The organism is Dysgonomonas sp. UBA7710, assembly GCF_002482385.1.
Classification (GTDB): Bacteria; Bacteroidota; Bacteroidia; order Bacteroidales; family Dysgonomonadaceae; genus Dysgonomonas.
Genome location: NZ_DLFW01000018.1, coordinates 18,440 through 44,755, shown reverse-complemented (window position 1 = coordinate 44,755; position 26,316 = coordinate 18,440). Strand labels below are relative to the sequence as shown.

General features: G+C 40.5%; 18 protein-coding genes and 1 tRNA gene. 9 read left to right on the top strand and 10 right to left on the bottom strand.

All coding sequences use genetic code 11. The features are described from left to right. Positions 1-153: 153 nt before the first annotated feature. The 4 genes from B3317_RS05620 to B3317_RS05605 all read right to left on the bottom strand — a co-directional run bounded on the left by B3317_RS05620 (position 154) and on the right by B3317_RS05605 (position 3,767). Complete coding sequence (locus B3317_RS05620) at positions 154-726, bottom strand: DUF6642 family protein (protein WP_324354276.1); 573 nt, start codon at positions 724-726, stop codon at positions 154-156. Further along, the gene (locus B3317_RS05615) at positions 723-1,619 is read right to left on the bottom strand and encodes a tyrosine-type recombinase/integrase (protein WP_291109463.1); all 897 of its coding nucleotides are present in this window, start codon (positions 1,617-1,619) and stop codon (positions 723-725) included. Before B3317_RS05615 ends, B3317_RS05620 begins: the two co-directional genes overlap by 4 nt. A 171-nt stretch (positions 1,620-1,790) precedes the next feature. Further along, positions 1,791-1,862, bottom strand: a tRNA-Arg gene (locus tag B3317_RS05610). 84 nt (positions 1,863-1,946) lie between these two features. Then, positions 1,947-3,767, bottom strand: coding sequence for an LTA synthase family protein (locus tag B3317_RS05605; protein WP_291109461.1), 1,821 nt, complete (start codon positions 3,765-3,767; stop codon positions 1,947-1,949). Positions 3,768-4,129: 362 nt separating this feature from the next. Between B3317_RS05605 and B3317_RS05600 the strand changes: the two genes are divergently transcribed. Beyond that, the gene (locus B3317_RS05600) at positions 4,130-4,762 is read left to right on the top strand and encodes an ExbD/TolR family protein (RefSeq protein ID WP_291109459.1); all 633 of its coding nucleotides are present in this window, start codon (positions 4,130-4,132) and stop codon (positions 4,760-4,762) included. 105 nt (positions 4,763-4,867) lie between these two features. Here the strand turns inward: B3317_RS05600 and B3317_RS05595 are convergent, their stop codons facing one another. The 4 genes from B3317_RS05595 to sufB all read right to left on the bottom strand — a co-directional run bounded on the left by B3317_RS05595 (position 4,868) and on the right by sufB (position 12,360). Next, complete coding sequence (locus tag B3317_RS05595) at positions 4,868-9,115, bottom strand: acyl-CoA dehydratase activase (RefSeq protein WP_291109457.1); 4,248 nt, start codon at positions 9,113-9,115, stop codon at positions 4,868-4,870. Positions 9,116-9,128: 13 nt separating this feature from the next. Beyond that, a complete protein-coding gene (locus tag B3317_RS05590; RefSeq protein WP_006801401.1) occupies positions 9,129-9,770 on the bottom strand; it encodes a TetR/AcrR family transcriptional regulator in 642 nt (213 codons plus the stop codon). A gap of 155 nt (positions 9,771-9,925) precedes the next feature. Next, on the bottom strand, positions 9,926-10,678 hold the full coding sequence (gene kdsB / locus B3317_RS05585) for a 3-deoxy-manno-octulosonate cytidylyltransferase (protein WP_291109454.1): 753 nt from the start codon (positions 10,676-10,678) through the stop codon (positions 9,926-9,928). Between the two features lie 224 nt (positions 10,679-10,902). Continuing rightward, positions 10,903-12,360 (bottom strand): Fe-S cluster assembly protein SufB, encoded by a 1,458-nt coding sequence (gene sufB, locus B3317_RS05580; protein ID WP_291109452.1) that lies wholly within the window; start codon positions 12,358-12,360, stop codon positions 10,903-10,905. Between the two features lie 279 nt (positions 12,361-12,639). Between sufB and trhA the strand changes: the two genes are divergently transcribed. Together trhA and B3317_RS05570 are read left to right on the top strand one after the other, a co-directional pair. Continuing rightward, entirely contained in the window at positions 12,640-13,293 is a 654-nt protein-coding gene (gene trhA, locus B3317_RS05575; RefSeq protein ID WP_291109451.1) for a PAQR family membrane homeostasis protein TrhA, read from the top strand. Between the two features lie 508 nt (positions 13,294-13,801). Then, entirely contained in the window at positions 13,802-16,108 is a 2,307-nt protein-coding gene (locus tag B3317_RS05570) for a TonB-dependent receptor (protein ID WP_291109449.1), read from the top strand. Between the two features lie 62 nt (positions 16,109-16,170). Here B3317_RS05570 and B3317_RS05565 read toward each other — a convergent pair whose 3' ends face one another. Both B3317_RS05565 and B3317_RS05560 read right to left on the bottom strand, forming a co-directional pair. Beyond that, positions 16,171-17,601, bottom strand: a complete 1,431-nt coding sequence (locus B3317_RS05565; RefSeq protein WP_291109447.1) for a TldD/PmbA family protein — start codon at positions 17,599-17,601, stop codon at positions 16,171-16,173. After that, positions 17,598-18,968, bottom strand: coding sequence for an MATE family efflux transporter (locus tag B3317_RS05560; RefSeq protein ID WP_291109445.1), 1,371 nt, complete (start codon positions 18,966-18,968; stop codon positions 17,598-17,600). Before B3317_RS05560 ends, B3317_RS05565 begins: the two co-directional genes overlap by 4 nt. A 276-nt stretch (positions 18,969-19,244) precedes the next feature. On the opposite strand from B3317_RS05560, the gene lysS reads away from it, so the two are divergent. From lysS to pdxA, 6 genes are all read left to right on the top strand, one after another. Next, positions 19,245-20,990 (top strand): lysine--tRNA ligase, encoded by a 1,746-nt coding sequence (gene lysS / locus B3317_RS05555; protein WP_291109443.1) that lies wholly within the window; start codon positions 19,245-19,247, stop codon positions 20,988-20,990. 93 nt (positions 20,991-21,083) lie between these two features. After that, complete coding sequence (locus tag B3317_RS05550) at positions 21,084-22,082, top strand: NAD(P)H-dependent glycerol-3-phosphate dehydrogenase (RefSeq protein WP_291109441.1); 999 nt, start codon at positions 21,084-21,086, stop codon at positions 22,080-22,082. Between the two features lie 10 nt (positions 22,083-22,092). After that, positions 22,093-23,439 (top strand): glucose-6-phosphate isomerase, encoded by a 1,347-nt coding sequence (locus tag B3317_RS05545; protein WP_291109439.1) that lies wholly within the window; start codon positions 22,093-22,095, stop codon positions 23,437-23,439. 75 nt (positions 23,440-23,514) lie between these two features. Continuing rightward, positions 23,515-24,543: a 23S rRNA (adenine(2503)-C(2))-methyltransferase RlmN gene (gene rlmN, locus B3317_RS05540; RefSeq protein ID WP_291109438.1), complete on the top strand. Its 1,029-nt coding sequence runs from the start codon at positions 23,515-23,517 to the stop codon at positions 24,541-24,543. Further along, entirely contained in the window at positions 24,540-25,205 is a 666-nt protein-coding gene (locus B3317_RS05535; protein WP_291109436.1) for a hypothetical protein, read from the top strand. The genes rlmN and B3317_RS05535 overlap by 4 nt, the downstream gene beginning before the upstream one ends. Before the next feature lie 8 nt (positions 25,206-25,213). Further along, entirely contained in the window at positions 25,214-26,296 is a 1,083-nt protein-coding gene (pdxA, locus tag B3317_RS05530) for a 4-hydroxythreonine-4-phosphate dehydrogenase PdxA (RefSeq protein WP_291109434.1), read from the top strand. Positions 26,297-26,316 lie beyond the last annotated feature (20 nt).

Here is a 26,316-nt window from a genome sequence, read left to right as displayed (position 1 = left end):
ATGGGTATGCAAAAGTTATCTTAGATAACTCATGTGAATACATTTTAAAATATTCGGTTATAACGTATAGATGCATTATATAATGAAATTATAATATCAGAAGAAGAAATTATTTAAAAATTGATATTCTCTTAGGCATACCCATAAGTGAGGCTAAAGCGCATAACAAAGTTCAAACTTTAGTTTGTGATTAAGGTTGTTATCCGCACAATACAACTCTCTATATAGTTTTCCTACGGATGTAAAATTTTGCAGCAAATCAAAATACAACAACTCAAACGCACAAGCATCAATATAATCTACATCTTTGCGATAACCCGAAATAAACTGGCAATTTGTAGTTGCCAAAAAGTGTTGGATACTCTTTTCAGAAGTGCGCATAGTATGACAACTCCCGAAATGCACTATTTTATTGGCTAATTTGCCCTCTAAAGCTGTTGCAATCTCTTTTAGTGTTATGTATTGATTTTCTACAATTATGCGATTAGGTCGGCCATGAAATGCAAAATATAATATCGGATAGTTTTTATACGTTCCTTTTGTGAATTGCTGTAGCCGTTTGTAGAACTCTTCTTTAGTATCGCATTTATAATATACATATTTGATACTAGCAAAAGTGCGAAGTAATTCAAGCATCGGTTTTACACTCTGATGGCTTCGTGGATTCTTATTCCAGTTGCCCTCTAAACAATAAATATTCCTTTCGTATATCTTTGTGTCACTCATAGTGTAATATCGCTAAATACGTCATAAAAACGCGGCAAATCCTGCTCTCTTATTATCTCGTCATTGTAGACCTCTAACATTTGAATACTTCTATGACGGCTGTATTTAGAAACAGTCAGTAATTCACCCTTATATGATTTTATTAATTTGGTTATAAAAAAATGACGGAAGCCGTGGGTACTTCCGTCAATATTTAATTCGTTTAGGACTTTCTTTATTATCTCTCGTATGGATTTAGTCGTTAGCCGACTACCCGAAGAGAAATTACTTCCGCTTCGGAATAATGCGCCCTCTCGGATTCTATTTGTGTGTAGATATTCTTTTAAAACTTTAATGGTTGAGGGATGCAAATGTATAAGCTCTTTATCGTCCTGTCCTTTTCCGATAATAAAAGCGATTTTATCTTTCATATTAATATCGGTTACATTTAAGCGGGTAATTTCCACTTGGCGTAAACCTTGAAAAATAAGCAATGATAAAATAGACTTTAACCGTAGATTCTGAATTGTTGGTTCAAGTGAAAAACAATAATCTACAATCTTAGAAATATCCTCATCGCAAAGACCGTCTTTCTTATGCAGCTTGCTTTGTTTAAATCCTCTTACTTTTGTATTAATCTGGAAAGGAAATTGCTGTAAGTTATTCAACCCATCAATAAAAATCTTAGCAGAAATTAAATACTTATTTTTTGTGGAAACACTTAGTGTGTCGATAGAACTTAAATAGCGTTTATACTCTAAATAAGTATTGGAATTAATTCCATGTAGTTTTACAAAATGGATAAAGTGCTTAATTCGGGTCAGGTACTCTTTCCGTGTGTTTTCGGTTACATCTATACAATTAAAAATACTATTCTTTAATTGTGATACATCTTTGTAATTTACTAACTCCATAGTCTTTTTTATTTAAACATACTATGAAGTTACTAAAAATATCTTACATTTGCAATATATAAACATCTAATTATAAGGTTTTTAGCTAATTGTTTCACCTATGTTTCACCAACTGAAAATAAAAAACGCTGCAATCTATTTGATTACAACGTTTTATAACACTCTTTTCTGTGACCCTGGCGGGAATCGAACCCACAGCTAAGGAACCGGAATCCTTTATTTTATCCATTAAACTACAGGGCCATTCATTGGCGACACAAAAATATAAAAATATTCTCAGTTTTTAATATTATACCTGTAAAACAATTCACAAACGAGGCTGAAACTTCATCTCTCTCCTAAATCCATATACATATTCTGGAAGAATGCCTTTGCGCTCTTTTCCAGTCCTATATTTCCCGATTGGTGAATAATCTCCTGCCTGTCATTATCATAAGTAATTGTTCCTGTAGAATCTGTCATACAAAAGCCATTAACATAGGAGTAAAAAGCAAATTTGCGACTATCCGGATTCAGCATATCCGTACTAAATCTAAAGTCAGTGTATTTTAAGTTTAATTGAGACAGTAAAGTGGCTGCAAGATCGTTCTGCGATCCGAAATCAGACACAACCTTTGGTTCCTTTACTGCTCCACCCAACCAAATCATAGGAATATGAAATCTCCTGGGATCACTATTGTTCAGACCTACGGGATAAGACTGCATGGCATGGTCTGCAATAAATATAAGGAGTGTATTATCCCATAAGGCTGTTGATTTCAGCCGCTCTACAAAGCTACCCAGACATTCATCGGTATAAGACACTGCGTTCAGGAATGGCTCATTAAATTTATGCACAGGAACATCGAACGGCTCATGGCTGCTAAGTGTCAACACTGTTTTCATAAACGGTGTTTCCTGCTCCTGTGTCGTTATATCTTTATATGTCCTATCTATAAGAAACTTATCCGGTGCTCCCCACTTAGTCATTCGCTCACTTAGCGGAAAATCTTTATCCGAAACAACTTCTTTCATCGCACATGCTCCAACAAAATACGACCGCATATTTGCAAAGTCTGCATCACCCCCGTAATAAAATGAAAGGTTCTCATATCCTGCCTGTTTCAATGTTCTTGGAATAGTAGGCAGATTCTCTGTTTTTTGCGGATACTTCATAATAGCAACCGTTGGATGGGCGGGATAACCACTGAGAACGGAAACCAACCCCCTGTCTGTCCTGAAACTATTTGCATAAAAATTATCAAACAAGACGCCCTCTCTTGCAAAACGGCTCATATTAGGTGCAATAACGGAATCCAGAGCCGCTTCAGCAGAGAAACTCTCGAGAATAAACAATATTATATTGGGCCGGTCAGTATTCAGTAATTGCGGAATACTGTCTGCAGGCGGTTGTATCATTAGTGCATCAAAAATAGCCGTAGCTTGGGACTTATCATAGAACTGGTATTGCGAGCCGAAGTTATCCGATTTGAAGAAAGAATACATCAAATTGAATTGCGGATTGATAGCCGCATGGTTCAGGAACATATTATCACTGAAATAGGCCTTGCCCACGTTCATTGTGGAAACAGTAACTCCGCCGCGTATCGGTAAGAACAGAGCACCTGTCAAAAAGATCATAACCAGACAAGCTTTCCATATAGACTTCGGTACGGTTAATTTCAATATCTGCTTACGAATTATGAACACATAACCAATATATACAAGTATACAGAACACTATTGCAGCGAAAAATCCCAGGATAATCTCCAAGGCAGAAGCACTTGCAAAAGTTTCCTTAGGTTTTTGTAAATAAAGGAATACTGTGGAATCGAAATGGAAACCCCAATACGGATATACAATAAGGTCAACTACCGCTATAATTACTACCAGTGAAAGAATTATTCCAAAATACACATTCAATACCTTAGCTATGATGTTAGGTTCGATCCAGATGGAAGAAATAAGTATAAGTGCCGGAATAGCGGTAAGATATCCGCTCATAGACATATCGAGTGGTAAGCCATGATACAGTACTTGAAATATTTCAGAAAACGTAATTCCTCCTTCGGCAGAAGAATGCATCAACATGAAAGACAGTTTCTCTATACAAAATATAAATATAAAATAGACAAATATAGTGATAAGAAGTAATATTCTTTGTTTCATCAGATTAAGTATGTTTTTATATATTATAGTTAAAAAGATTGACAGGAGATCACTACTCAATAGTTAAAAAAAGTTACAAAAGTTACACTTTTTCCTCTATTCTTACCACTGTCACATTTCCCCTGGTTATTAAATTATTCGACCTTATATTGAAGAATACAATTAGTACGTCCTATATAGATAAAGATTTCCTTAATACGTTACAGACGACTTTATTTTCCGTCTAAAAAGTTGTTATTGACCGCTTACAAAACACAAAGATAAAATTTATCGGAAAAAAGTACGATCCTTTTATGGAATTTCAACACAATATTGCTCTATTAAGTAAAAATAGAAGTTTAATCCTTTAAAGATCAAATATTATGGCCAGTATAGATACAAACAGCGGAGGAAAGGATAAGAAAGGAAAACCTCAACGGAGAATTTTAAGAGTGGATTTTACCCCGATGGTGGATATGAATATGCTACTTATTACATTTTTCATGTTTTGCACCACCCTCAGCATACCACAAGTAATGGATATTGCACTACCTGCACCTGAAGGGGGAATAAAGATTCCCGGATCAAAATCTGTCACTGTTATCCTGGGAGAACAAGATAAGATATATTATTATGCGGACGTTGCCAATTATGATGATTATACATCGCTGAAAGAAACCGATTATATGGGTCTGCGGCAGATGCTTCTGGAACGGAACAGCTTTGTTGCTTCCAAGATACAGGATTTGAAAAAGAAATATTATAGAAAAGAAATAAATGAAAATCAGTTGAAAAGCCTGATCTCTGAAGCAAAAAAGTCTGATGAAGGATTGAATGTCGTTATTAAAGCGACTAAAGACTCCAACTATAAAAATCTTGTTGATGTTCTCGATGAGATGCAAATATGCGGGGTTGATAAATACTCTATCGTTGACTTGCAAGAAGAAGATAACTTCCTGATGGAAAACCTGAAACAAAAAGGGGCGCTGACCGCAATGGCCGAAAGGCCAAAATAAAGAATTAATGATCTAATATCCCAATGTCTTATTGTCGCTTGCATCATTGGCACATTGGCATATTAGCATATCGGCACATTAGACTATGGCACATTATTATTCCCTCTAAATCATAAAATGCAGGCGGTTCTGTAAATTCACTTCAGCTATACCGCCATCAATGTCCAGATAGAGGATATTCATATTCGGATAAATTTCCTTAATACGCTTCTCCACTCCTTTTGCCACAATATGGTTTGCAATACAACCAAACGGCTGCAAACATACCACCTTATTCACTCCTTTACGGGCATAGTGGGCAATCTCCCCGGGTATCAACCAGCCTTCCCCAAACTGATTGGAAAGGTTGAGGACTTCTGATGCAGCTTCTGCTTTGGCATATATGGATTCTGAGGCTTCATAGAATTTGAATTTGCTCAGAATCTTTTCCGATTTCTTTACCTTACCATTAATATACCACCAAATCAATGGTTTCAATGTTTTTGAGAAGATCGTTTCCTCGGTCAATCCATTCTCTACATTCACCTTGCTGTTCACAAAGAACTGCATCAGGAAGTCGAGAAGCGGAGGCGTGGAAACTTCTACATTCTTAGAGCGAAGCCACTCCGAGATATTTGCCTGCGCATAATTATTATACTTCACAAAGATTTCCCCGATAAGGCCTACTTTAGAATATTCCTTATCATAAATCGGCACATTATTGAAATCCTCGACAGCTTCTTTCAATAAACGAAACAATGTTTTCACATCTTTTGACCTAACGGCATCTATTCCTCGTTCGATATAGAAGTCAAATACTTCCTGCGAAGCACCTTCTTTCTTTTCCCTGACCGATATAGCTCCGTGCATTTGCTGTAAGCCATCGCCATAGAGTACCAGTGGAATAGCCAGCTTCGCAATCTTTTTCCATTCCAGAGTAAATTCACTTTCTCCGTTTTGATAGGTATCTCCCGAACTTAATGCTATGACGGGGATATCGTTAAACCCGGCATTTTGCAGTCCGGTCTTGATTTGCGCTATATAATTAGTTGCCCGGCACTGTCCTCCGGTTTGGGTTATTGCCAGAACAATATCCTTTACATCGTAATTTCCGGATTGCAGGGTGCTGATGATATCCCCCAGAACAAGGGTAGAAGGATAGCAAACTTCATTATTACCATACATCAAACCCAAGTCGGCAGATAATTTATTTGATTTGGGCAGATTTTCCACCTTTAAACCCAATATTTCACCCAATGCAGGAGCAAACGGAGATATAAAATCGCAAAGCCATGGAATAAGGATTGTTTTATTACCATCCTTAGCCTTTTTGTATGGAACAGAATAGCCCTTGTATTCGTGAGCAGTAGTTACATCGAATGATTTCACGGCTTTCAGCGATTCCACCAGGGAACGAAGACGCAAACGGATAGAGCCCGGACTGGCAATTTCGTCGATACGAAGCACTGTTATATTTTTACCAACGGCCTTCAGTATATCCCGTGTCTCATCCATAAAGAATGAATCGGGGCCACAACCGAACGAATTGAGCTGTATCAATTGTACATTCTGAGGCAGTTTCGCTACCTCCATAGCAGCCTGTACCACGCGGTTAGGATATGACCATTGGGATATGATATTTAATTTTCCAAAGCCATGACTTTCGGGCTTACGAAAGACATCATCCGTCAATACGATAACTCCGAGGTCGGAGAGTATTTGTCCAACTTTCTGATGTATCAGGGGATCTGTATGATAGGGGCGGCCTGCAACAACAAAAATCAGCTCTCCTGTTTCTATTGCCTTATCTAACAATTCTTTCTGATAATCATACAGTTCCTTTTTCAATCCGTTCTTTACCTCCAAGGCTTTTTGGAAGGCTTTCTCAAAATCAGATTTGGTTGCGCCCAGTCCTGATAAATAATTGAAACAGCCCTTCGCCAGAGCTTTATCATTACTGAAAGTAATCACAGGCTCGTCGAATGGGATACCATGACGGCCCGAAGGATCGATCGAACTTTGAATTACATCCGGATAGCCGCTGACAACAGGACAGTTGAATGAGTTGGATGCCTGTCCGAATTCCTTTTCCTCCTTTGGTACTATCGGATAAAATATCCTGTCTACTTTTTGCTCTATCAAAGCAAGGATATGCCCGTGAACCAGTTTGGCAGGAAAACATATATTGTCGGACATCACCCCTCCTACCCCTTTCTGATAAAGAGGGAATGTAGATTCGGGTGATAAACGGACATTAAATCCGCACTCTGATAACAATGTATGCCAAAACGGATAATTATCGAACATGTTCAGTACACGAGGGATACCGATAGTTTTTCCTTTTTCTATATTGTCTGCATTAACCGGACGTGCAAAAAGTATCTCGTTTTTCTTGTCAAAAGCATTATAACCAGCTTTTCGGTCATTGCTTTTGTTGTAAAATACCTTTTCGCATTTATTACCTGCATAGCTGATATTTCCATTGTTAAATTTGAACCGAAGTACCGAACAAAGATTTGTACAACCCTTACAGGTAAGTTCTTTCGAGTCTATCATACTTACATCGAACAGAGCCTCCTCCCCTGCAAAAGTAGTTTCTTGCTGCCCTTTCTGCCATAAACGTTGCGAATATAGAGCAGCACCCAAAGCCCCCATCAGTTCGGGATGGTCGGTAGAACTTACTGTTTTACCCGACAACAATTCCAAGGCTCGATAAACAGCATCGTTGCGGAATGTTCCACCCTGCACTACAATATGGTCGCCCAGCTGATTCAGATTGGATATTTTCAATACTTTAAACAGGCAATTTTTAACTACGGAATAAGCCAGTCCCGCAGCAATATCGTCATTCCCCGCATTCTCGCGAAGCGACTGCTTCACCTTCGAGTTCATAAAGACTGTGCAGCGTGATCCCAAATCGCTCGGATATCTGGCAAGACAGGCAGCACGGGTAAAGTCTGCCAACTCCATATTCATTGTGGTTGCAAAATTCTGTAGGAATGAACCGCAACCGGCCGAACATGCTTCGTTCAGTTCTATATTTGATATCAGCCCGTTACTGATAAATATCGACTTAATATCCTGCCCGCCGATGTCGAGTACGAAGGATACATTCGGGTCTACATATTGCGCCCCCGAAAGATGGGCAATAGTTTCTACTATACCATAATCAAGTCCGAGTGCAGACTTCATCAGGTCCTCACCATATCCGGTAGCCGCGGAAGAAAGGAATTTAACCGTAACACCTTTTTCTTCAGCTTCTTTATAGAACAACTCCAGCCCTTCCATCACTTTCTTGAGAGGGTTACCTTCGTTATTTCCGTAAAATTTATAGATAATATTCGCATCAGTATCCATTATTACCACTTTCGAGGTTGTGGAACCTGAATCGATACCTAAGAAGCATTCTACATACTTTTCTTCTCCCAATGCTTTAAACTGCAAAGCCTTTACATTGCGGTTAGCGTCCCATTCTATATACTCCAGTTCGTCTTTGAACAGAGCCGGTAATGCCTCACTGTGGTTGGACGATGTGGACTCGTTCAGCTTTTCTATCAAACTGTTCAAGTCAAAACTCTTCACACTGTCTTCTTCATATAAGGCTGCACCCCAGGCAGGGAAATACTCCCCATTATCCGGTACAATAATATCTGAAGTTTCGATCTTTAAGACATCGCGGAAAGAATTACGAAGTGCAGGTATAAATGTCAACGGCCCGCCGATACAAATCACTTTGGGTACCACATCACATCCACGGGCAAGCGTTGTGACCGACTGCAAGGCTACAGCATGTAAGATAGAAGCAGAAATATCCGAAACAGGAATATTACGGCTTATCAGGTTCTGCACATCTGTTTTGGCAAATACGCCGCAACGGGATGCAATAGGATATATCTTATCATAAGTCAAAGCCCGTTCACCCAGTTCATTGACCGATATATTCATCAAACTGGCCATCTGGTCGATAAAAGCGCCTGTACCTCCGGCACAACTTCCATTCATACGAATATCGGGATGACGGCCTTCATTAAAGAACACCATCTTGGCGTCTTCTCCACCCAGATCGATAAGCGTATGAGCGGCAGAATAAACATTCTTTACTACCTCAACAGCCGCAACTACTTCCTGTACAAACGGTATCCCTACACGCTCTCCGATACCCATACCGGCCGAGCCCGAAATATTGATATTGAATGTGGTACCGGGATATAGTTCAACTACCTTTTGCAGTTCAGCGACAAGAGTTTGTTGTATATTAGCCTGGTGGCGACAATAGGACTTATGTATAATTTGCTGATTATTATCCAAAACGACAATCTTCACAGTTGTCGAACCTACGTCAACTCCCATTTTATATTGTTGTCTTCTATTCATATTATAATGTAGTTTAGTTTTTCTTGAACTCTTTATCGCACGGTTTCAATGCGTTTATCGTAAATTCTATTACATATTTCTCATGATTGGCAATCAGCTCATCATATATATTCCGGGGAATTTCCATCAATGTCATAGCCAGATTTCCAAACATAAAAGGGAACATACACAGCGATAATATATTCAGTAAAAAATCGGCGGCAGGAGTCTCTCTTATCGTACCTTTTTTGATCTCTTCCTCTATGCGTTCCTCAACCTTACTGAAAGATATATATGGATTACGGGCTTTTATCCTGTTAGTCAGACCGGCAGGATTAAGGCTTACTTCATTCAGTATAAACGCCGCGATTTGCGGATATTCGAAAAGGATTTCATAATAAGTATGTATCCATGTTTCGATAAGTTCAAAAAATGGCAGGTCGGATGTTATTGTCTCAAATATTCTTTTAGTGAATACATCGAGGGCATCTTCAAATATGATCTCAAATAAATTATATTTCGATTGAAAATAATAATTTACCATAGCCACATTCGTCCCTGAGGCTTTTGCTATATCCCTGACACTGGTTCCCTTAAAACCATTTTTGATAAAAAGCACCTGCGCCTCTTTCAGAATCCGTTTCCTGACTTCCGAAGAATCTTCATTGTTAAACATGTGTTCTAAACGATTGTTTAGTTACAAAAATAAAAAAGATTATCGAACTAAACAAGTGTTTAAGTATTCAATAGTATTTTAATCCAATGTCTTATAGATGTGTAAGAAAATATTTTTGTAAAATTTAAGCAGACTCTTACAAATTGAAAGATAGCTTATTCTCTGTTATGAAGAAATACCAGCGCTTTCTCCATATCTTCCGGCGTATCTATGCCAATGGTCTCCACATCTGTATATCCTACTCGAATGCGGTATCCGTTTTCTATCCAGCGGAGCTGTTCCAACGATTCCGCCTTCTCTAATGAAGATTGAGGCAATTTGGTTATTTCATTCAGAATATCGGAACGGTAAGCATACATACCAATGTGCTTATAAAAAGTATGTTTATCGAGCCATTCGGTATGATGTACATCCCGGATATAAGGAACGATGGAGCGGCTGAAATAAATTGCTTCATTCATTTTATTTATAACTACTTTAGGCGAATTAGGATTAAACAGCACATCAAAACCATCTTCCTTTTTAAATGGTTTTACCAAAGTTGCCAGTTCAACCTCTTTACTATCGAAGCAGTTTTTAAGCGCTTCAATCTGTCCGGGCTGAATAAACGGTTCATCACCTTGTACATTAATTACCACATCGAATCCTCCTCCGATCTTAGTATAGGCTTCCTGTATACGATCCGTACCGCTTTTGTGGTCCGGGGATGTCATTACGGCCTTACCTCCAAAAGATTCCACCGTTTCGAAAATACGGGTATCGTCCGTTGCCACCCATACATCGTCAACAGCCTTCTTTACTTGCTCATAGACACGTTGTATCATCGGTTTCCCGCCCATATCGGCAAGAGGTTTTCCCGGGAAGCGGGTAGAAGCGTAGCGCGCGGGAATAATAGCTATAAATTTCATATTGAATTTATCATATAATAATGTACAAATTTAAGAAATAAACTTGTTATTAATTAACAACAAGAATCTGTAAAATATTATTTACTGCCTCTTGATAAAATAGCAGTATTCCGTATGTATAGATAAAGTTATCTCTGAAAATACATTTCATAGAATATTCTCCACAAAAAAAGACAGCCTTATCAACTGTCTTTTATATTTAAATACTGAAGAATAATATCCATTTATCCCACACTACCTTCCAGACTTATCTGTAATAGCTTCTGGGCTTCTACCGCAAACTCCATAGGCAGATTTTGCATCACTTCTTTTGCATATCCGTTTACAATCAGGCCGACGGCTTCTTCCGTGCCTATACCACGCTGATTACAGTATAATATCTGGTCTTCACTGATCTTCGACGTTGTAGCCTCATGCTCGATGATTGCACTGGGATTGGCAATATCCGAGTATGGGAAAGTATGCGCACCGCATTTATCTCCCAGCAATAAGCTGTCACATTGTGAGTGATTACGTGCACCCTCCGCTTTCGGAGATACCTTTACCAGTCCACGATACGAGTTTTGGCTTTGTCCGGCCGAAATACCTTTCGATACGATACGGCTGCGGGTATTCTTACCTATATGAATCATTTTCGTTCCTGTATCGGCCTGCTGAAAATTGTTCGTTACGGCTACCGAATAGAACTCGCCGATAGAATCATCCCCGGCAAGGATACATGAAGGATATTTCCACGTTACGGCTGAACCGGTTTCCACTTGCGTCCACGATATCTTAGAACCACGGCCTTTACAGACACCCCGTTTAGTCACGAAGTTGTAAATACCGCCTTTACCTTCCTTATCGCCCGGATACCAGTTCTGCACAGTCGAGTATTTCACTTCGGCATGGTCGAGGGCTATAATCTCTACAATAGCCGCATGCAACTGATTTTCGTCACGCATAGGTGCCGTACAGCCCTCGAGGTAACTCACATACGAATTATCGTCAGCAACGATCAGTGTGCGTTCAAACTGCCCTGTATTAGCAGCATTGATACGGAAATATGTCGACAACTCCATCGGGCAACGAACACCTTTAGGAATATATACGAACGACCCGTCGCTGAATACAGCCGAATTGAGCGTCGCAAAGAAATTATCACGATATGGCACTACCGATCCGAGGTATTTTTTCACCAGTTCGGGATGCTCCTGTACTGCTTCACTGAACGAGCAGAATATAATCCCCTTTTCGGCCAGCACTTCTTTAAATGTCGTTTTCACCGAAACACTATCCACTACCGCGTCTACAGCCATACCTGTTACACCTGCCAGTATTTCACGCTCGTGAAGAGGCACGCCCAGTTTATCAAATGTTTTCAACAGTTCGGGATCTACCTCATCGAGGCTCTTCGGACCGTCTTTCTTCTTCGGTGCGGCAAAGTAGCTGATGCTCTGGTAATCTATCGGAGGAATATTCAGGTGTGCCCAATCAGGCATGTCCATTGTCAGCCAGTGACGGTATGCTTTAAGCCTAAATTCGAGCAGCCATTCGGGCTCATTCTTCTTTGCCGAAATCAGGCGTACAACATCTTCGTTGAGTCCTACCGGAATAACCTCTGTTTCTATGTCTGTTACAAATCCGTACTTATAATCACCGGAGGTAACATCTTCTAAAATTTTATCTTGAGTTTCTTGCATGAGTAATTAATTATTTAGCCGACAACCCTGCTATCGGGCTGTTAGCTCTTTCAGTTTGCAAAGATACAATATTCCACGCACTTAAAATACATATATAAATATTTTGCATCACTCATAGAACAGATATAACAGGCTTTTGTTTGCTCTTTTTCATTTTTATAAGGACTTATCCGTTTTTAGTATAATATTATTAAAACAGGCCGCAAGCAGATGTATTTCTCTTTTTCGCCATTCTTAAAAACTTAATCCGTACTTTTGTATTCCTTAATCCAAGACAAAGTGGGTAAAAGTAAATTCTATACAAAAGAGGAAGAAATTGCTAACAGCATGTCCCATGCAATAGGTATTCTGCTCGGTATCGCCGGTGGATATATCCTCCTTGCTACTGCTATCGAAAACGGTAGCGGATGGGCTATCGGCTGTGTTATCACTTACCTTTTCGGTATGATGGCATCATATATCACATCTACATGGTATCATGGCTGTAAGCACGACCGGAGGAAAAATATACTCCGTAAATGCGACCATGCTGCCATCTACCTGCATATAGCAGGTACATATGTTCCATTTACACTACTGGTACTGCGTAACGAAGGTGCATGGGGCTGGTCGCTTTTCATTTTCATCTGGCTGGCTGCCATAGCAGGCCTGATACTTAGCTTCGCCAAACTAAAAGATCATAGTAATCTCGAAACGATCTGCTTTGTTCTAATGGGTTGCGCCATACTCGTAGCCTTCAAACCTCTGGCGGATGCCTTATCTGCCGACGGACGCATTGAATCCCTTTATCTGCTTATAGCAGGAGGGGTTTCCTACATCGTGGGAGCTCTGTTCTATTCCTGGACAAAGAAGAAGTATATGCATACTGTTTTCCACTTTTTTGTACTGGGTGGAAGCATCTGTCATATGATTGCAATTTATTTCCTTTTGTAAAAAGTAACACTTTTTTCAGTTAACAGTAAACAGTTAGCAGTTAACAATTAGAACTCCTTTATACTTATTACTCAATACTTACTATTTTGAAAAGGTAACAAAGGTAACAATAAAATCAGTTAGCAGTTAACAGTCATCAGTAAACAACTTGTATCTCGTATCCCGTTTACTTGTAACTATTTTCAAAAAAGTAACAAAGGTAACACTTTTTTCAGTGAATAGTTAACAACTGGTATCTCGTGTCTTGTCTACTTGTAACTATTCCAAAAAAAGTAACAAAGGTTACAGCTTTTACGCATTTCAATTATTGAATCCTTAAACATTAAATTTTTAAATCCTAAATCCAATACTTCAAAGAACTATCAGCTAAAAGCTCTTAGCTCTTATTACATAGATAAATTATTCGAAAGTTTATATGTAAATCAGTCCTGCTTTTTAAAATTAATTGTAACACCCCGTTTTTTCTTCCGTCATAATAGTAAAATGGATGTTACATAAATTAAGCTTAATGATGAGAAGCGCGATCATTTTATTATTTATTTCCCTCTTTAGTATTTCTTTGCAGGCAATTGATGTGAAAGGACGTATAATAAACGTAAATACAAAGAAGCCTGTCGAGTTCGTAACGATGGTATTGCTAAAGACCGACTCCACATATATTACCGGCTGCCAGACGGATACATTGGGATTATTTGCAATGGCCGGACAATTCCAGAAACAGGATTATCTTCTGAAAGCATCCTTCCTGGGGTACAGAACTGCATTTATAAAGATAAGCAACCTGTCGTCTCACCTCGATTTAGGTGATATCGAACTGATTGAAGAATCGAAAGCACTGGGCGAAGTGACAGTGACAGCTAACAGAATAATAAATAAAGTGGACAGGCAGATAATCCTTCCCGATTCGATGCAGATAAAAAGTTCTGTCAATGCCTTCGACCTGCTAAGTAATATGTCACTTGCCCGCTTGAATATCGACCCTGTAAATCAGACAATAAAAGTAGGTAATGAAGAAGTACAGTTACGGATCAACGGTGTACGTGCTACCGTACAGGAAGTTGCTGCTCTCCGCTCGAAAGACATTCTGCGTGTGGAATATTTTGAAGACCCCGGTGTGCGTTTCGGTAACGAAAATGTAGGCGCGGTCGTAAACCTGATTGTGGACAGGCAGAAGAATTATGGCGGATATGTATCCGTAGACGGGCGCAATTCTCCTTATGTAGGATTCGGTGACGATAATATTACGTTCAAGATGAATAATAAAGCATCGGAGTTCGGGCTTAATTATTATATAAATTACAGGTCTTACGACAAACGATGGACAGAGCAAAGCGAATTACTGAATTTCCCGACAAATCCGGTTTCCCGGGAACAAAGGGGAATCGAAGCTCCGATGGAATACCAGTATCATCGCTTCAACCTGACATATAACCTGACATCCGTAGATAAATATGTGTTTAATGTGGCCTTTAAGAATCAGCTTTATAATTACGATAATACAACAGACTTCAACAATTTCTACTCCGACAGGGTTACCCCTACTTATTCCAGCGCGAGGCGAAATGGCTTCGAGTACACTCCGGTTCTGGATATATACTATAAGCAGGAATTGAAAGGTAAGCAATCGCTGGCTGTTAATATAGTGGGTACATATATCAATTCGGACAGTGAAAGCAATTATTTGGAATCGGAGGAATCCGTACCGCAGACAGAGATTTACAACAAGGTAGACGGTAATAAATATTCTGTTATCGGTGAAGCTGTTTATGAAAAACAGTTCGAAAACCTGATCTTTAGCGCCGGGGCGAAACATACGCAGGGGTTCGCTGATAATACATACAGAGGGAATACGGATACAAAAACGGAAATGAAAAACTCCGATTCGTATGCTTTTGTACAGATACAAGGTAAGATAGCAAAAAAATTGGGTTATACTTTAGGGCTCGGCGGCTCGCGCATCTGGTTTAAGGAGGGAGAGAATGATGCGGCATTTTATACAATCCGCCCTTCCGTGCAGTTAAATTATCCGTTCAATGACAATCTGTCGGTAAAGTATTCATTTGTAGTGAGCAACAGAACCCCGTCGTTAGGCCAGCTTAGCAGTGTGGAGCAACAGGTGGATGCTTATCAGCTCAGCAGGGGCAATCCGGATTTGAAACTTACCAATACATATAACAACAAGTTGATATTCAATGTAAACAAAGGAATCTTTGACATCAGCACTACACTCGGATATATGTATTTCGATAAAGTTATTGTCAATACATACAGCATAGAGGGGGATAAGATCGTGTCGTATTCAGACAATCATAAAGGGCAGCATTACTTCTACTGGTCGGGAGATATTACCGCTAAAATAATAAAGGACATCTGGACTCTGACCGGCTGGTTTGGCCTGCAACGGGATATCTTCAATGCAAACACCGGGATAAACCATACTTATAATTCTATTTATGGAGGATTCCGTTCAAATGTACTGTATAAAAATCTCAGCTTTGTTATAGGATTGAATTCCCGCTATAAGGAATTATGGGGAGAATCTATTTACTACGGGGAAGACTGGAACTATATAGAAGCCGGATATAAACACAAAGAGGCTAAATTATCGCTGGGGATGTCATATCCGTTCAAAGATTACTGGAGTGCCGGCAGTCGAAATATTTCATCTGTAAAGCCGACAAAATCGTGGTCGTACATAAAAGAGAACGGGCATATGCTTTACCTGCGCTTTTCATGGAATATGTCTTTCGGGCGTAAGCATGAGGCAGGGAAGAAAAGTCTGGATAATGCCGATACGGATAAGGGAATATTATAGGGATTTCAAGATTTCAAAACTTCAAGATTATTCTCCTGAATTTTGAAATCTTAAAATAACAATCATTCCCCTCCCACAGTCAGCTTACTCACCAATACCGATGGTAAACCCTGTCCGACCGGAACACCCTGCCCGTCTTTGCCGCAGGTCCATGCTCCTTCGTCTATTTTCAGGTTGTTGCCTGTCATGGTGATGTCGGCCAAAGCCTTCGGGCCATTACCTATGATGTTTATATCTTTTATTGGTTGGGTTAGTTTTCCGTTTTCTATCAGGTAGCCTGTCTTTACAAAGAAAGTAAAGTCTCCGGCGCCGATCTGTACCTGTCCGTTTGTGAAATTATCCACATACACACCTTGTTTTACGGATGCTATAATATCGGCTTCCGGCGTATTCCCTTCTTCCATATAAGTTACCCGCATACGTGGTAATGGCGCATACCGGAACGATTGACGCCGTCCGTTTCCTGTTGGCTCCACACCATAATGCTTTGCGCTGATACGGTCGTGCAGGTAACTTTCGAGAATGCCGTCCTTTACTATATATGTCTTTTGGCTTTCTACGCCTTCATCGTCAAAATTGATTGCGCCACGGGCATGTTCTATCGTGCCGTCATCCACAATGTTGATACCGGGCATGCAAATCCGTTTCCCGAACTGATCGGAAAATATGGATACATTTTTCCTGTTAAAGTCAGCTTCGAAAGTATGTCCGATAGCTTCGTGCAGCAGGATGCCCGAACTTCCCGCTCCCATAACCACAGGCATTTCACCACCTTTAGGCTTTATGGCTTCGAACATGAGGGAGGTCTGTGCTACTGCTTCCCTGGCAATCGTTTCAATTAATTCTTCGTTCAGGAACTCAAATCCTTTCCGGTAAGCACGTGAACAATAGCCGTTTTCTATTTTACCGTCCTGCTCCATCGTACAGGAGCCCGACAAGATCGACATCGGGCGGTAATCCCAGGTCAATATACCTTCCGAGTTGAAAAAAAGGATATATGATGTAGCATCATTGAGGCTGACTGACGCTTTGATAACACGGGTATCGAGTTCGAATATCCTGTCATTCAATTTCTGTACAAATAGTTTTTTGTCGGCTACCGATACATCGAGCCAGGGCTTTTCTATTTTATAGTAGTTATGAAAATGGCGTTCTCTTATTTCAACCGCGTTATTTGTCCTGACAGGCACTGACGCGATACTTGCCGCTGTGCGGGCCGCTTTCAGCAAATCTTTAATATCTGTGTTCTCCACATAGGCATATCCGGTCTGATCTCCCGACACCACCCTTACTCCCGCACCGTAATCGATATTCGAAGCGGCACGGTTAACTTCTCCGTCCCGGAGCGAGATACTATTGCTGAATGTATGCTCGAAATATATATCGGCATAATCCCCTCCTTTACTCAGGGCTTCGGAGATCACTTTCAGTAAGTCATTTTCAGTGACGGAGAAATGTTGTAGTATATTCTGTCTGTTTATATTATCTATCATAATAATTCTGAAGTCTCCATTTTCTTAAATTTGTTTATCTGCCATATAAACATCGCCGCGGTCAACAATGTTGACAAACTATCTGCAACGGGCAATGAGAACCAGACACCATTCAGTTGGAAGAAATGCGGCAATATAATAAGAGCAGGGATAAGCAGAAGGAATTGGCGCGTCAGACTAAGAAAGATCGATTTCGCCGCCATCCCTATACACTGGAAGAAATTGGTAACCACAATCTGGAAACCGACCAAAGGCAACATTATTGTTATAATGCGTAAGGCTTTCGATGCTTCGGCCGCCAGCGGGGCAGAAGGATTGAACGGCTGTACTATAACATTAGGTAACAGCAGTCCTATTGCGCATCCTACAATACCTATACATACCCCTACTTTAATTGTATAATTGAGTGTTTCTTTCACTCTGTTTATCCTTCTGGCTCCATAATTATATCCCACTATCGGCTGCATGCCTTGCGTAAGTCCTACCAATATCATGATAATGATCATTACCAGGGTATTGGCAATAGCATATGCTTCTATAGCCACATTACCTCCATATACTTTCAGCTTGTTATTGAGCATAAACACAACAACCGATGCCGCTACCTGTATAAAGAATGGGGATAAACCAATGCTGGCGATCGCCCATACTATTTTTGAATTCAGCCCGATATTTTTCTTGCGTAAGCGGAGCATACTATTCTGATTCATAAAGTGATGCATAACGAAGCATAACCCTATGAACATGGAAATGATAGTTGCGATAGCAGCTCCTTTAATCCCCCATTTCAGTACAAATATAAATATCGGCGCAATGATGATATTTGCTATTACCCCGATCAACATAGTGTACATTGCTCTGGTCGGATACCCTGACGCACGCATCATACTGTTGAAGTTAAAGCACATAGTAAGGAAGATGTTTCCCGGCAAATAATACAAAAGGAATTCTTTTGCATAAGGGAAGGTTTCTTCTGTTGCACCTATTCTCATCAGGATAGGGTCAAGAAACATAAATAACAATGTTACAAGTGTCCCTGTAAATAAGATGGTCATCAGGAAAGAGTTGCCTATTATTTTCTCGGCGGTTTCCTTATCGCCCCTACCCAGACAGATAGATATACGGCTTGCCGAGCCGGCTCCGACCAACATACCTACGGCTGCAGTCAGGTTCATAATAGGCAGAACGATTCCCAATCCTCCGATAGCATGGTCTCCCAGATTGGGACCATGGCCGATATATATACGGTCGATGATATTGTATAGCGCGTTGACCATTGTTCCCACGATAGCCGGGAGCGCGTATTGCCAAAGTAGTTTACTTATCTTTTTGTTCTCTAATTCATCTATGTTTGCGGTTTTCAACATTTTTAATCTGTTCTAATGCGGTTAAGGAGTGTAGCCCTCCCATCTTTGAGGGTGCAAAGGTACAATTTATATTACTTATTTCATGTGTAAAGGTCTCCGATTTTGTTTATAGCAATTTTTGTTTTTTTGTTAAAAAGAGTACTGCTTTCAGGTGTGGTGTCTATTAAACCGGATACAAAATGTGTATTTGTGATTATATTTTTTAACTTTGCGTGGTTATTCACATACGAACCAATTTTTATTTTTGAAATTAAAAAATCTGAAGATAGATTGATAATGAATATACTAGAATTAAGCGAACAGGAAATCTTTCGTAGACAAAGTTTAGAAGAGTTGAGAGCGTTAGGGATAGAACCTTATCCGGCAGCGCTGTATGATGTAAATGCATATTCAAAAGAGATAAAAGAAAGCTTCAAAGACGAAGCAGAACGTCGTCCGGTAACCATTGCCGGCCGTATCATGGGTCGCCGTATCATGGGTAAAGCTTCATTTGTGGAGTTGCAGGATGCGGAAGGACGCATACAAGTATATATATCACGTGACGATTTATGTCCGACCGAAGATAAAGAACTTTATAATACAGTTTTCAAGAAGTTACTGGACATAGGAGACTTTATCGGCGTTAAAGGATTTGTGTTTCGTACACAAATGGGTGAAATCTCTGTTCATGCCGAAGAATTGACGGTGTTAGGAAAATCGCTTCGTCCGCTTCCTGTAGTGAAGGTGAAAGACGGGGTTACCTACGACGGATTTACCGACCCGGAACAACGTTATCGCCAGCGTTATGTCGATCTGATCGTCAACGAGGGTGTAAAAGATACATTTATCAAGCGTACAAAAGTTTTCAATTCGATGCGTGAATTCCTGAACGGACACGGTTATATAGAAGTGGATACTCCGGTACTGCAAAGCATACCGGGAGGTGCAACTGCCCGTCCGTTTATTACTCATCATAATGCACTGGATATTCCATTGTATCTGCGTATCGCAAACGAGCTTTACCTGAAACGTCTGATAGTCGGAGGTTTCGACGGAGTGTATGAGTTTTCCCGTAACTTCCGCAACGAAGGTATGGACAGGACACACAACCCCGAATTTACGGTAATGGAGTTTTATGCAGCATATAAGGATTACAACTGGATGATGGATTTCACCGAGCGTATGCTGGAGAAAATCTGTATGAATGTGCATGGAACTACCAAAGTGAAAATGGGTAAAAATGAGATTGATTACAAAGCGCCTTACCCGCGTGTGACTATGATAGATTCCATTAAGCATTTTACAGGTGTAGACATTAGCGGAATGAATGAGGTTCAGCTTCGCGATGTTTGCAAGCAGCTTGGTGTGGAACAGGACGAAACGATGGGTAAAGGAAAACTGATAGATGCCATCTTCGGAGACAAATGTGAAGGCAACTATATACAACCTACATTCATTATAGACTATCCTGTAGAAATGTCGCCGCTGACAAAAAAACACCGTAATAATCCGGAGCTTACAGAACGTTTCGAATTGATGGTAAATGGTAAGGAGCTTGCAAATGCTTATTCGGAGCTGAATGACCCGATAGACCAGCGTGCCCGTTTCGAAGACCAGCTGAAATTATCGGAAAAAGGGGACGACGAAGCGATGTTTATCGATCAGGATTTCTTGCGTGCGTTGGAATACGGCATGCCGCCGACAAGCGGTATCGGTATCGGTATGGACCGTCTGGTAATGTTTATGACCGGACAGGAAAGTATTCAGGAAGTGATGTTTTTCCCTCAGATGCGCCCCGAAAAAGTAGCAAAAAAAGATCCTGTGGCAAAATATACAGAACTGGGAGTTTCGGAAGAACTGGTTCCTATCCTCCAAAAAGCCGGATACCTTACTGTGGAAGCAATGAAAGATGTAAATCCGCAGAAGATAAGACAGGATTTAGGAGATATCAACAAAAAGCATAAACTGGAGTTGTCTCTACCATCGGTAGAGGTGATTGAGGGATGGTTCACCTCCCCAACCCCTCCAAAAGGAGGGGCTTAAACAAGCCATGAGTCATGAATATTAAAAACAAATAAAATTCCTGCTTCCTTTTCCTCCCCTTTTGGGGGAGGTTAGGAAGGGGTGGTTAAATATATGAGTTTTCCCGGTAAGATTGCAATTTTAGGTGGTGGAACATGGGCGACCGCATTAGCCAAGATTATGCTGAATCACGAAAAGCATATCAATTGGTACATGCGCCGTCCGGAACAGATACAGGACTTCAAAAAGACAGGGCATAACCCTTCTTATTTATCGACAGTTGAATTTAATCTGGACAGAATTTCATTCTATTCTGATATTACTCAGGTTGTTGAGAATTCCGATACGCTGATCTTAGCTGTCCCGTCTCCTTTTCTTAAAAGCCATCTGGATAAACTGAAAATTAAAATAAGCGACAAGTTTATTATTTCGGCCATCAAAGGGATTATCCCACCCGAGAACCTGCTGGTTACCGATTATCTGACGCAATTCTACGATATCCCTGTCGAAAATATGGCTATCGTCGGCGGGCCTTGCCATGCTGAAGAAATAGCCTTAGAGCGTCTCACATATCCTACGATTGCTTGTCCTGATATTGAAAAAGCACGTACCATAGCCGGAATATTCAACAACAGGTTTGTACGGGCATCTGTATCGAACGACGTATCAGGTATCGAACTGGCGGCTGTGCTGAAAAATGTATATGCCATTGCTTCTGGTATTTGCCACGGACTGAAATATGGAGATAATTTTCAGGCGGTGTTGGTATCGAATGCAATATCCGAGATGGAACGTTTTGTAGACATTGTATCTCCGATAGAAAGACGGATTCAGGATTCGGCATATCTCGGAGATCTATTGGTTACTTGTTATTCAAGTTTCAGCCGTAACCGTACATTCGGGTCCATGATAGGAAAGGGGTATTCCGTAAAAGCCGCTCAGATAGAGATGGAAATGATTGCCGAAGGATATTATGGTACAAAATGTATCAGGGAAATGAACGAAAAATATAATGTGAATATCCCTATTGCAGATCTGGTGTATCGCGTATTATATGAAAATGCATCAGCGCGGGAGGGAGTTAAGGTATTGAGAGAACAAATATTAAAATAAATAAAGAACAATGGATAAGGTTATCAAATTAGACATTAGCAAGACTTTAGGTTTTATTAATCAGGCTGACATCAACAATCAGGCTGCTTTGGCAAAGAAATGCAATGAGGTATTGCATGATGGTTCAGGTAAAGGGAACGACTTTTTGGGTTGGCTGAACTTACCCTCATCTATTACAGATGCTCAATTGAAAGATATAGAAGATACAGCAAAAGCATTACAGGCCAAATGCGAAGTAATTGTACTTGTCGGCATCGGCGGCAGCTACCTCGGTTCAAGGGCTGTTATCGATTCTCTGTCGAATGCCTTCGACTGGTTGCAACGTGACCGTAAAACTCCTGTAATCCTTTATGCTGGGAACAATATCGGTGAAGACTATCTGGTGGAATTACTTGCATACCTGAAAGGTAAATCTTTCGGTATCATCAATATATCCAAATCGGGAACAACAACAGAACCTGCTTTGGCTTTCCGTATCCTTAAAGCCGAACTGGAAAAAACAGTAGGTAAGGACGAAGCGAAACACCGTATTGTAGCTATTACAGATGCTGCGCGTGGTGCACTGTTTACACTGGCAACAAAAGAGGGATATAAGAAATATGTAATTCCTGATAATGTAGGAGGACGCTATTCAGTATTGACTCCGGTAGGATTACTTCCGATAGCTTTGGCCGGAATCGATATCCGCCAGTTGGTTGCAGGTGCTGCATATATGGAAAAAGAAACTGCCCCGGCTGTGCCTTTCGAAAAGAATATTGCTGAAATATATGCCGTTACACGTAATGAATTATACAAAAAAGGTAAGAAAATAGAAATCCTGGCCAACTTCAACCCTAAGTTGCACTACATTGCAGAATGGTGGAAACAACTTTACGGAGAGAGCGAAGGCAAAGAAAACAAAGGCATCTTCAATGCTGCTGTTGACTTTACTGCCGACCTTCACTCTATGGGACAATGGATACAGGAAGGTGAACGTTCTATCTTCGAAACTGTTATATCAGTAGCTCAACCGAATGAAACATTGACAGTACCTACCGATGAAGAAAATCTTGACGGACTGAACTTCCTTGCAGGTAAACGTGTGGACTTTGTAAACAAAATGGCTGAGTTGGGCACACAACTGGCTCACGTTGACGGAGGTGTACCGAACATCAAGGTGGAGATGCCTAAACTGGATGCATACAGTATCGGACAGTTGCTATACTTCTTCGAGAAAGCATGCGGTATCAGCGGATATATACTAGGTGTAAATCCATTCGACCAACCGGGCGTGGAAGCATATAAGAAAAATATGTTCGCCCTTCTTGACAAACCGGGTTTTGAAAAAGATAGCGAGACTATTAAGAAAAGATTATAATATAGATACGAGATACAAAGATACGAGTAGACAAGTTTAGGACTCGTATCTTGTATCTTGTTTACTTGTCAACTTATGATAGAAAAAAAACACTTACTGGGTATGACCATGGATGAATTCTATGGAGTGGCAGGTGAGTGCGGTCTACCCAGATTTGCAGCAAAGCAAATCGCCGATTGGGTATACAAGAAAAGAGTAACATCGATAGACCAGATGACAAACATCTCGGTCGCAAACAGGGCTTTGTTGTCAGAGAAATACGATGTGGGAAGATATATCCCCCTCGAATTTCAGCAATCTGTAGATGGCACTGTTAAATATTTATTCAAAACGGAGAACGATAAACTTATCGAGGCCGTGATGATACCCGAAGACGACAGGGCTACACTTTGTGTGTCTTCACAAGTTGGTTGTAAGATGAACTGCCTGTTTTGCATGACAGGGAAACAGGGATTTAACGGCAATCTTACTGCTAACGAAATATTGAATCAGCTCTATTCGGTTCGTGAAGCCGAAGATTTGACGAATGTTGTCTTTATGGGAATGGGTGAGCCTTTGGATAACTATGAACAATTGAAAAAGACACTCGAAATTATGACCGCCGATTATGGCATGGCATGGAGTCCCAAGCGTATAACCGTTTCTACAACCGGTGTTACACCCAAGTTGAAGCGTTTTCTGGATGAAAGTAATGCCCATCTGGCAATCAGCATCCATAGCCCGGAGAAAGAACAGCGGTTATCCATTATGCCGGCCGAGAAGGCTTTCCCTATAGCCGGGGTGATGGACTTATTAAGAGAATATGACTGGACAAAGCAACGGCGCTTGTCTTTTGAATATATAATGTTTGATAATTTCAACGATTCACTCGTGCATGCCAAAGAACTGGCGCAGATGCTCAGGGGAATCGAATGCAGGGTAAATCTTATACGTTTCCATGCGATACCGAATGTGGATCTGAAAACATCGACAAAGGAAAAGATGGAAACATTCAGGGATTATCTGACTAGTAAAGGTGTTACTTCGACCATACGCGCATCGCGTGGTGAAGATATATTTGCGGCTTGCGGTATGTTGTCGACAATGAAAAGTAAAAAAGAATGAAGAATAATCAGGTTATATTTAATGGGATTCATGATGGGAAGATAACTTTTCCGAAAGAATTTGCTACTCTTTTCCCAAAAATGACCCGGTTATTAGACAAAGCATATAAAATAGAATTTACACTGAACGGCAATCAGCGGTTCAGGCAGTATATATGGACTCTCAACGGCGGAAATACCATCGGCTGGCTTTGTAAACTGGAACATTGTGTACCTCAGGGACGTAATATTATACCCGAACATATTTTGTTATCCCAAAATATGGGAGGAATAGTAGAATATTGGCTCGAAGACAATACAATGGAGGCGGAAAGCTTCATAGATAACAATCAGTTTACATTTTCCCTGGTAGATTCTACTGTCGGCATCGGAGGATGGGAGGAGAATTATGCGGATGAATGCAAGTCGCAGGGCATAGAACCTATGGATACGTCCGACTTTCTGACTTTTGCTCTCGAAGCGAATGGAAATACGACCTTCTATAATCATAAAACAAAAGAAGTTTTCGTTTATTTACATGACGACTATTCACCATTCGGGATCACACCACACAAAGGTCATCCGTTATGTACAATTTATCAATACGATAAAGCCCCGACCTTTGTCGATTTTGTCGAAATCCTAGCCGGACAATGGTTGCAGGTAATAGAATCTAAAAACTAAATCAAACTATGATAAAATTAGGTATAACACAAGGTGATATAAACGGGATAGGATACGAAGTTATTCTGAAAACATTTGCAGATATTCGTATGGCAGAGATGTGTATTCCTGTCATTTACGGCTCGGCAAAAGTAGCTTCCTTCCATCGCAAAGCAATGGAGTTACAACCTGTTTCTTTCAACCAGATAAATAATGCGAAAGATGCGGTGATAAACAAAGTGAATATCATCAACTGTATTAATGAAGATACTAAAATTGAAATCGGGCAATCGACCGCGATCGCAGGGGAAGCAGCATATAAATCCCTTGAAAAAGCAGTTGCCGACCTCAAAAACGGGTTGATTGACGTTCTGGTGACAGCCCCTATCAATAAACATAATATTCAGCGCGAAGATTTCCATTTTCCCGGGCATACCGAATATCTTGAAGAGCGCTTCGGTAAAGACGGAGACAAAAGCCTGATGATTCTGATCAAGGACTCGCTTCGCATTGCTCTTGTAACAGGGCATATTCCGTTGGCCGATGTTCCGAAATCATTGACCAAAGAAAAAATAATGGATGCTGCTATGCGTTTCGAAGCCAGCCTGAAACGCGATTTCAGAATTGGACGGCCACGTATCGCAGTACTATCTCTTAATCCTCACGCAGGAGAAAACGGCTTGCTGGGAACAGAAGAGAATGATATTATCACTCCTGCCATAAAGGAGTTACAAGATAGAAAGGTACTTTGTTTTGGTCCTTACCCTGCCGACGGATTTTTCGGTGCAGGTGAATTTGCCAAATTCGACGGTATACTGGCAATGTATCACGATCAGGGTTTAGCACCTTTCAAGACCCTGGCTATGGAAGACGGCGTTAACTTTACAGCCGGATTACCTATTATACGTACATCTCCGGCTCACGGAACAGCCTATGGCATAGCCGGAAAAAATGAAGCATCGGAAGAGTCTTTCCGTCAGGCCGTTTATATGGCCATAGATACATTCGGCAACAGGATGGAATTTGATAAGGCTCATGCGAACCCATTGAAAAAGCTGTACGTTGAAAGAGGCGGCGATAACGAAGTACTCGATTTGACTGCTGAAGAATAATTTTTTTCACCTTCAGATTA

Bases quoted from the DNA above. Each gene is read 5' to 3' on its own strand.
- rlmN (WP_291109438.1), top strand. From the start codon at position 23,515: ATGATAGAAAAAAAACACTTACTGGGTATGACCATGGATGAATTCTAT.
- B3317_RS05550 (WP_291109441.1), top strand. From the start codon at position 21,084: ATGAGTTTTCCCGGTAAGATTGCAATTTTAGGTGGTGGAACATGGGCG.
- pdxA (WP_291109434.1), top strand. From the start codon at position 25,214: ATGATAAAATTAGGTATAACACAAGGTGATATAAACGGGATAGGATAC.
- B3317_RS05565 (WP_291109447.1), bottom strand. From the start codon at position 17,601: ATGATAGATAATATAAACAGACAGAATATACTACAACATTTCTCCGTC.
- B3317_RS05605 (WP_291109461.1), bottom strand. From the start codon at position 3,767: ATGAAACAAAGAATATTACTTCTTATCACTATATTTGTCTATTTTATA.
- B3317_RS05600 (WP_291109459.1), top strand. From the start codon at position 4,130: ATGGCCAGTATAGATACAAACAGCGGAGGAAAGGATAAGAAAGGAAAA.
- B3317_RS05570 (WP_291109449.1), top strand. From the start codon at position 13,802: ATGATGAGAAGCGCGATCATTTTATTATTTATTTCCCTCTTTAGTATT.
- B3317_RS05590 (WP_006801401.1), bottom strand. From the start codon at position 9,770: ATGTTTAACAATGAAGATTCTTCGGAAGTCAGGAAACGGATTCTGAAA.
- B3317_RS05615 (WP_291109463.1), bottom strand. From the start codon at position 1,619: ATGGAGTTAGTAAATTACAAAGATGTATCACAATTAAAGAATAGTATT.
- B3317_RS05620 (WP_324354276.1), bottom strand. From the start codon at position 726: ATGAGTGACACAAAGATATACGAAAGGAATATTTATTGTTTAGAGGGC.
- B3317_RS05595 (WP_291109457.1), bottom strand. From the start codon at position 9,115: ATGAATAGAAGACAACAATATAAAATGGGAGTTGACGTAGGTTCGACA.
- kdsB (WP_291109454.1), bottom strand. From the start codon at position 10,678: ATGAAATTTATAGCTATTATTCCCGCGCGCTACGCTTCTACCCGCTTC.
- B3317_RS05560 (WP_291109445.1), bottom strand. From the start codon at position 18,968: ATGTTGAAAACCGCAAACATAGATGAATTAGAGAACAAAAAGATAAGT.
- lysS (WP_291109443.1), top strand. From the start codon at position 19,245: ATGAATATACTAGAATTAAGCGAACAGGAAATCTTTCGTAGACAAAGT.
- B3317_RS05535 (WP_291109436.1), top strand. From the start codon at position 24,540: ATGAAGAATAATCAGGTTATATTTAATGGGATTCATGATGGGAAGATA.
- B3317_RS05545 (WP_291109439.1), top strand. From the start codon at position 22,093: ATGGATAAGGTTATCAAATTAGACATTAGCAAGACTTTAGGTTTTATT.
- sufB (WP_291109452.1), bottom strand. From the start codon at position 12,360: ATGCAAGAAACTCAAGATAAAATTTTAGAAGATGTTACCTCCGGTGAT.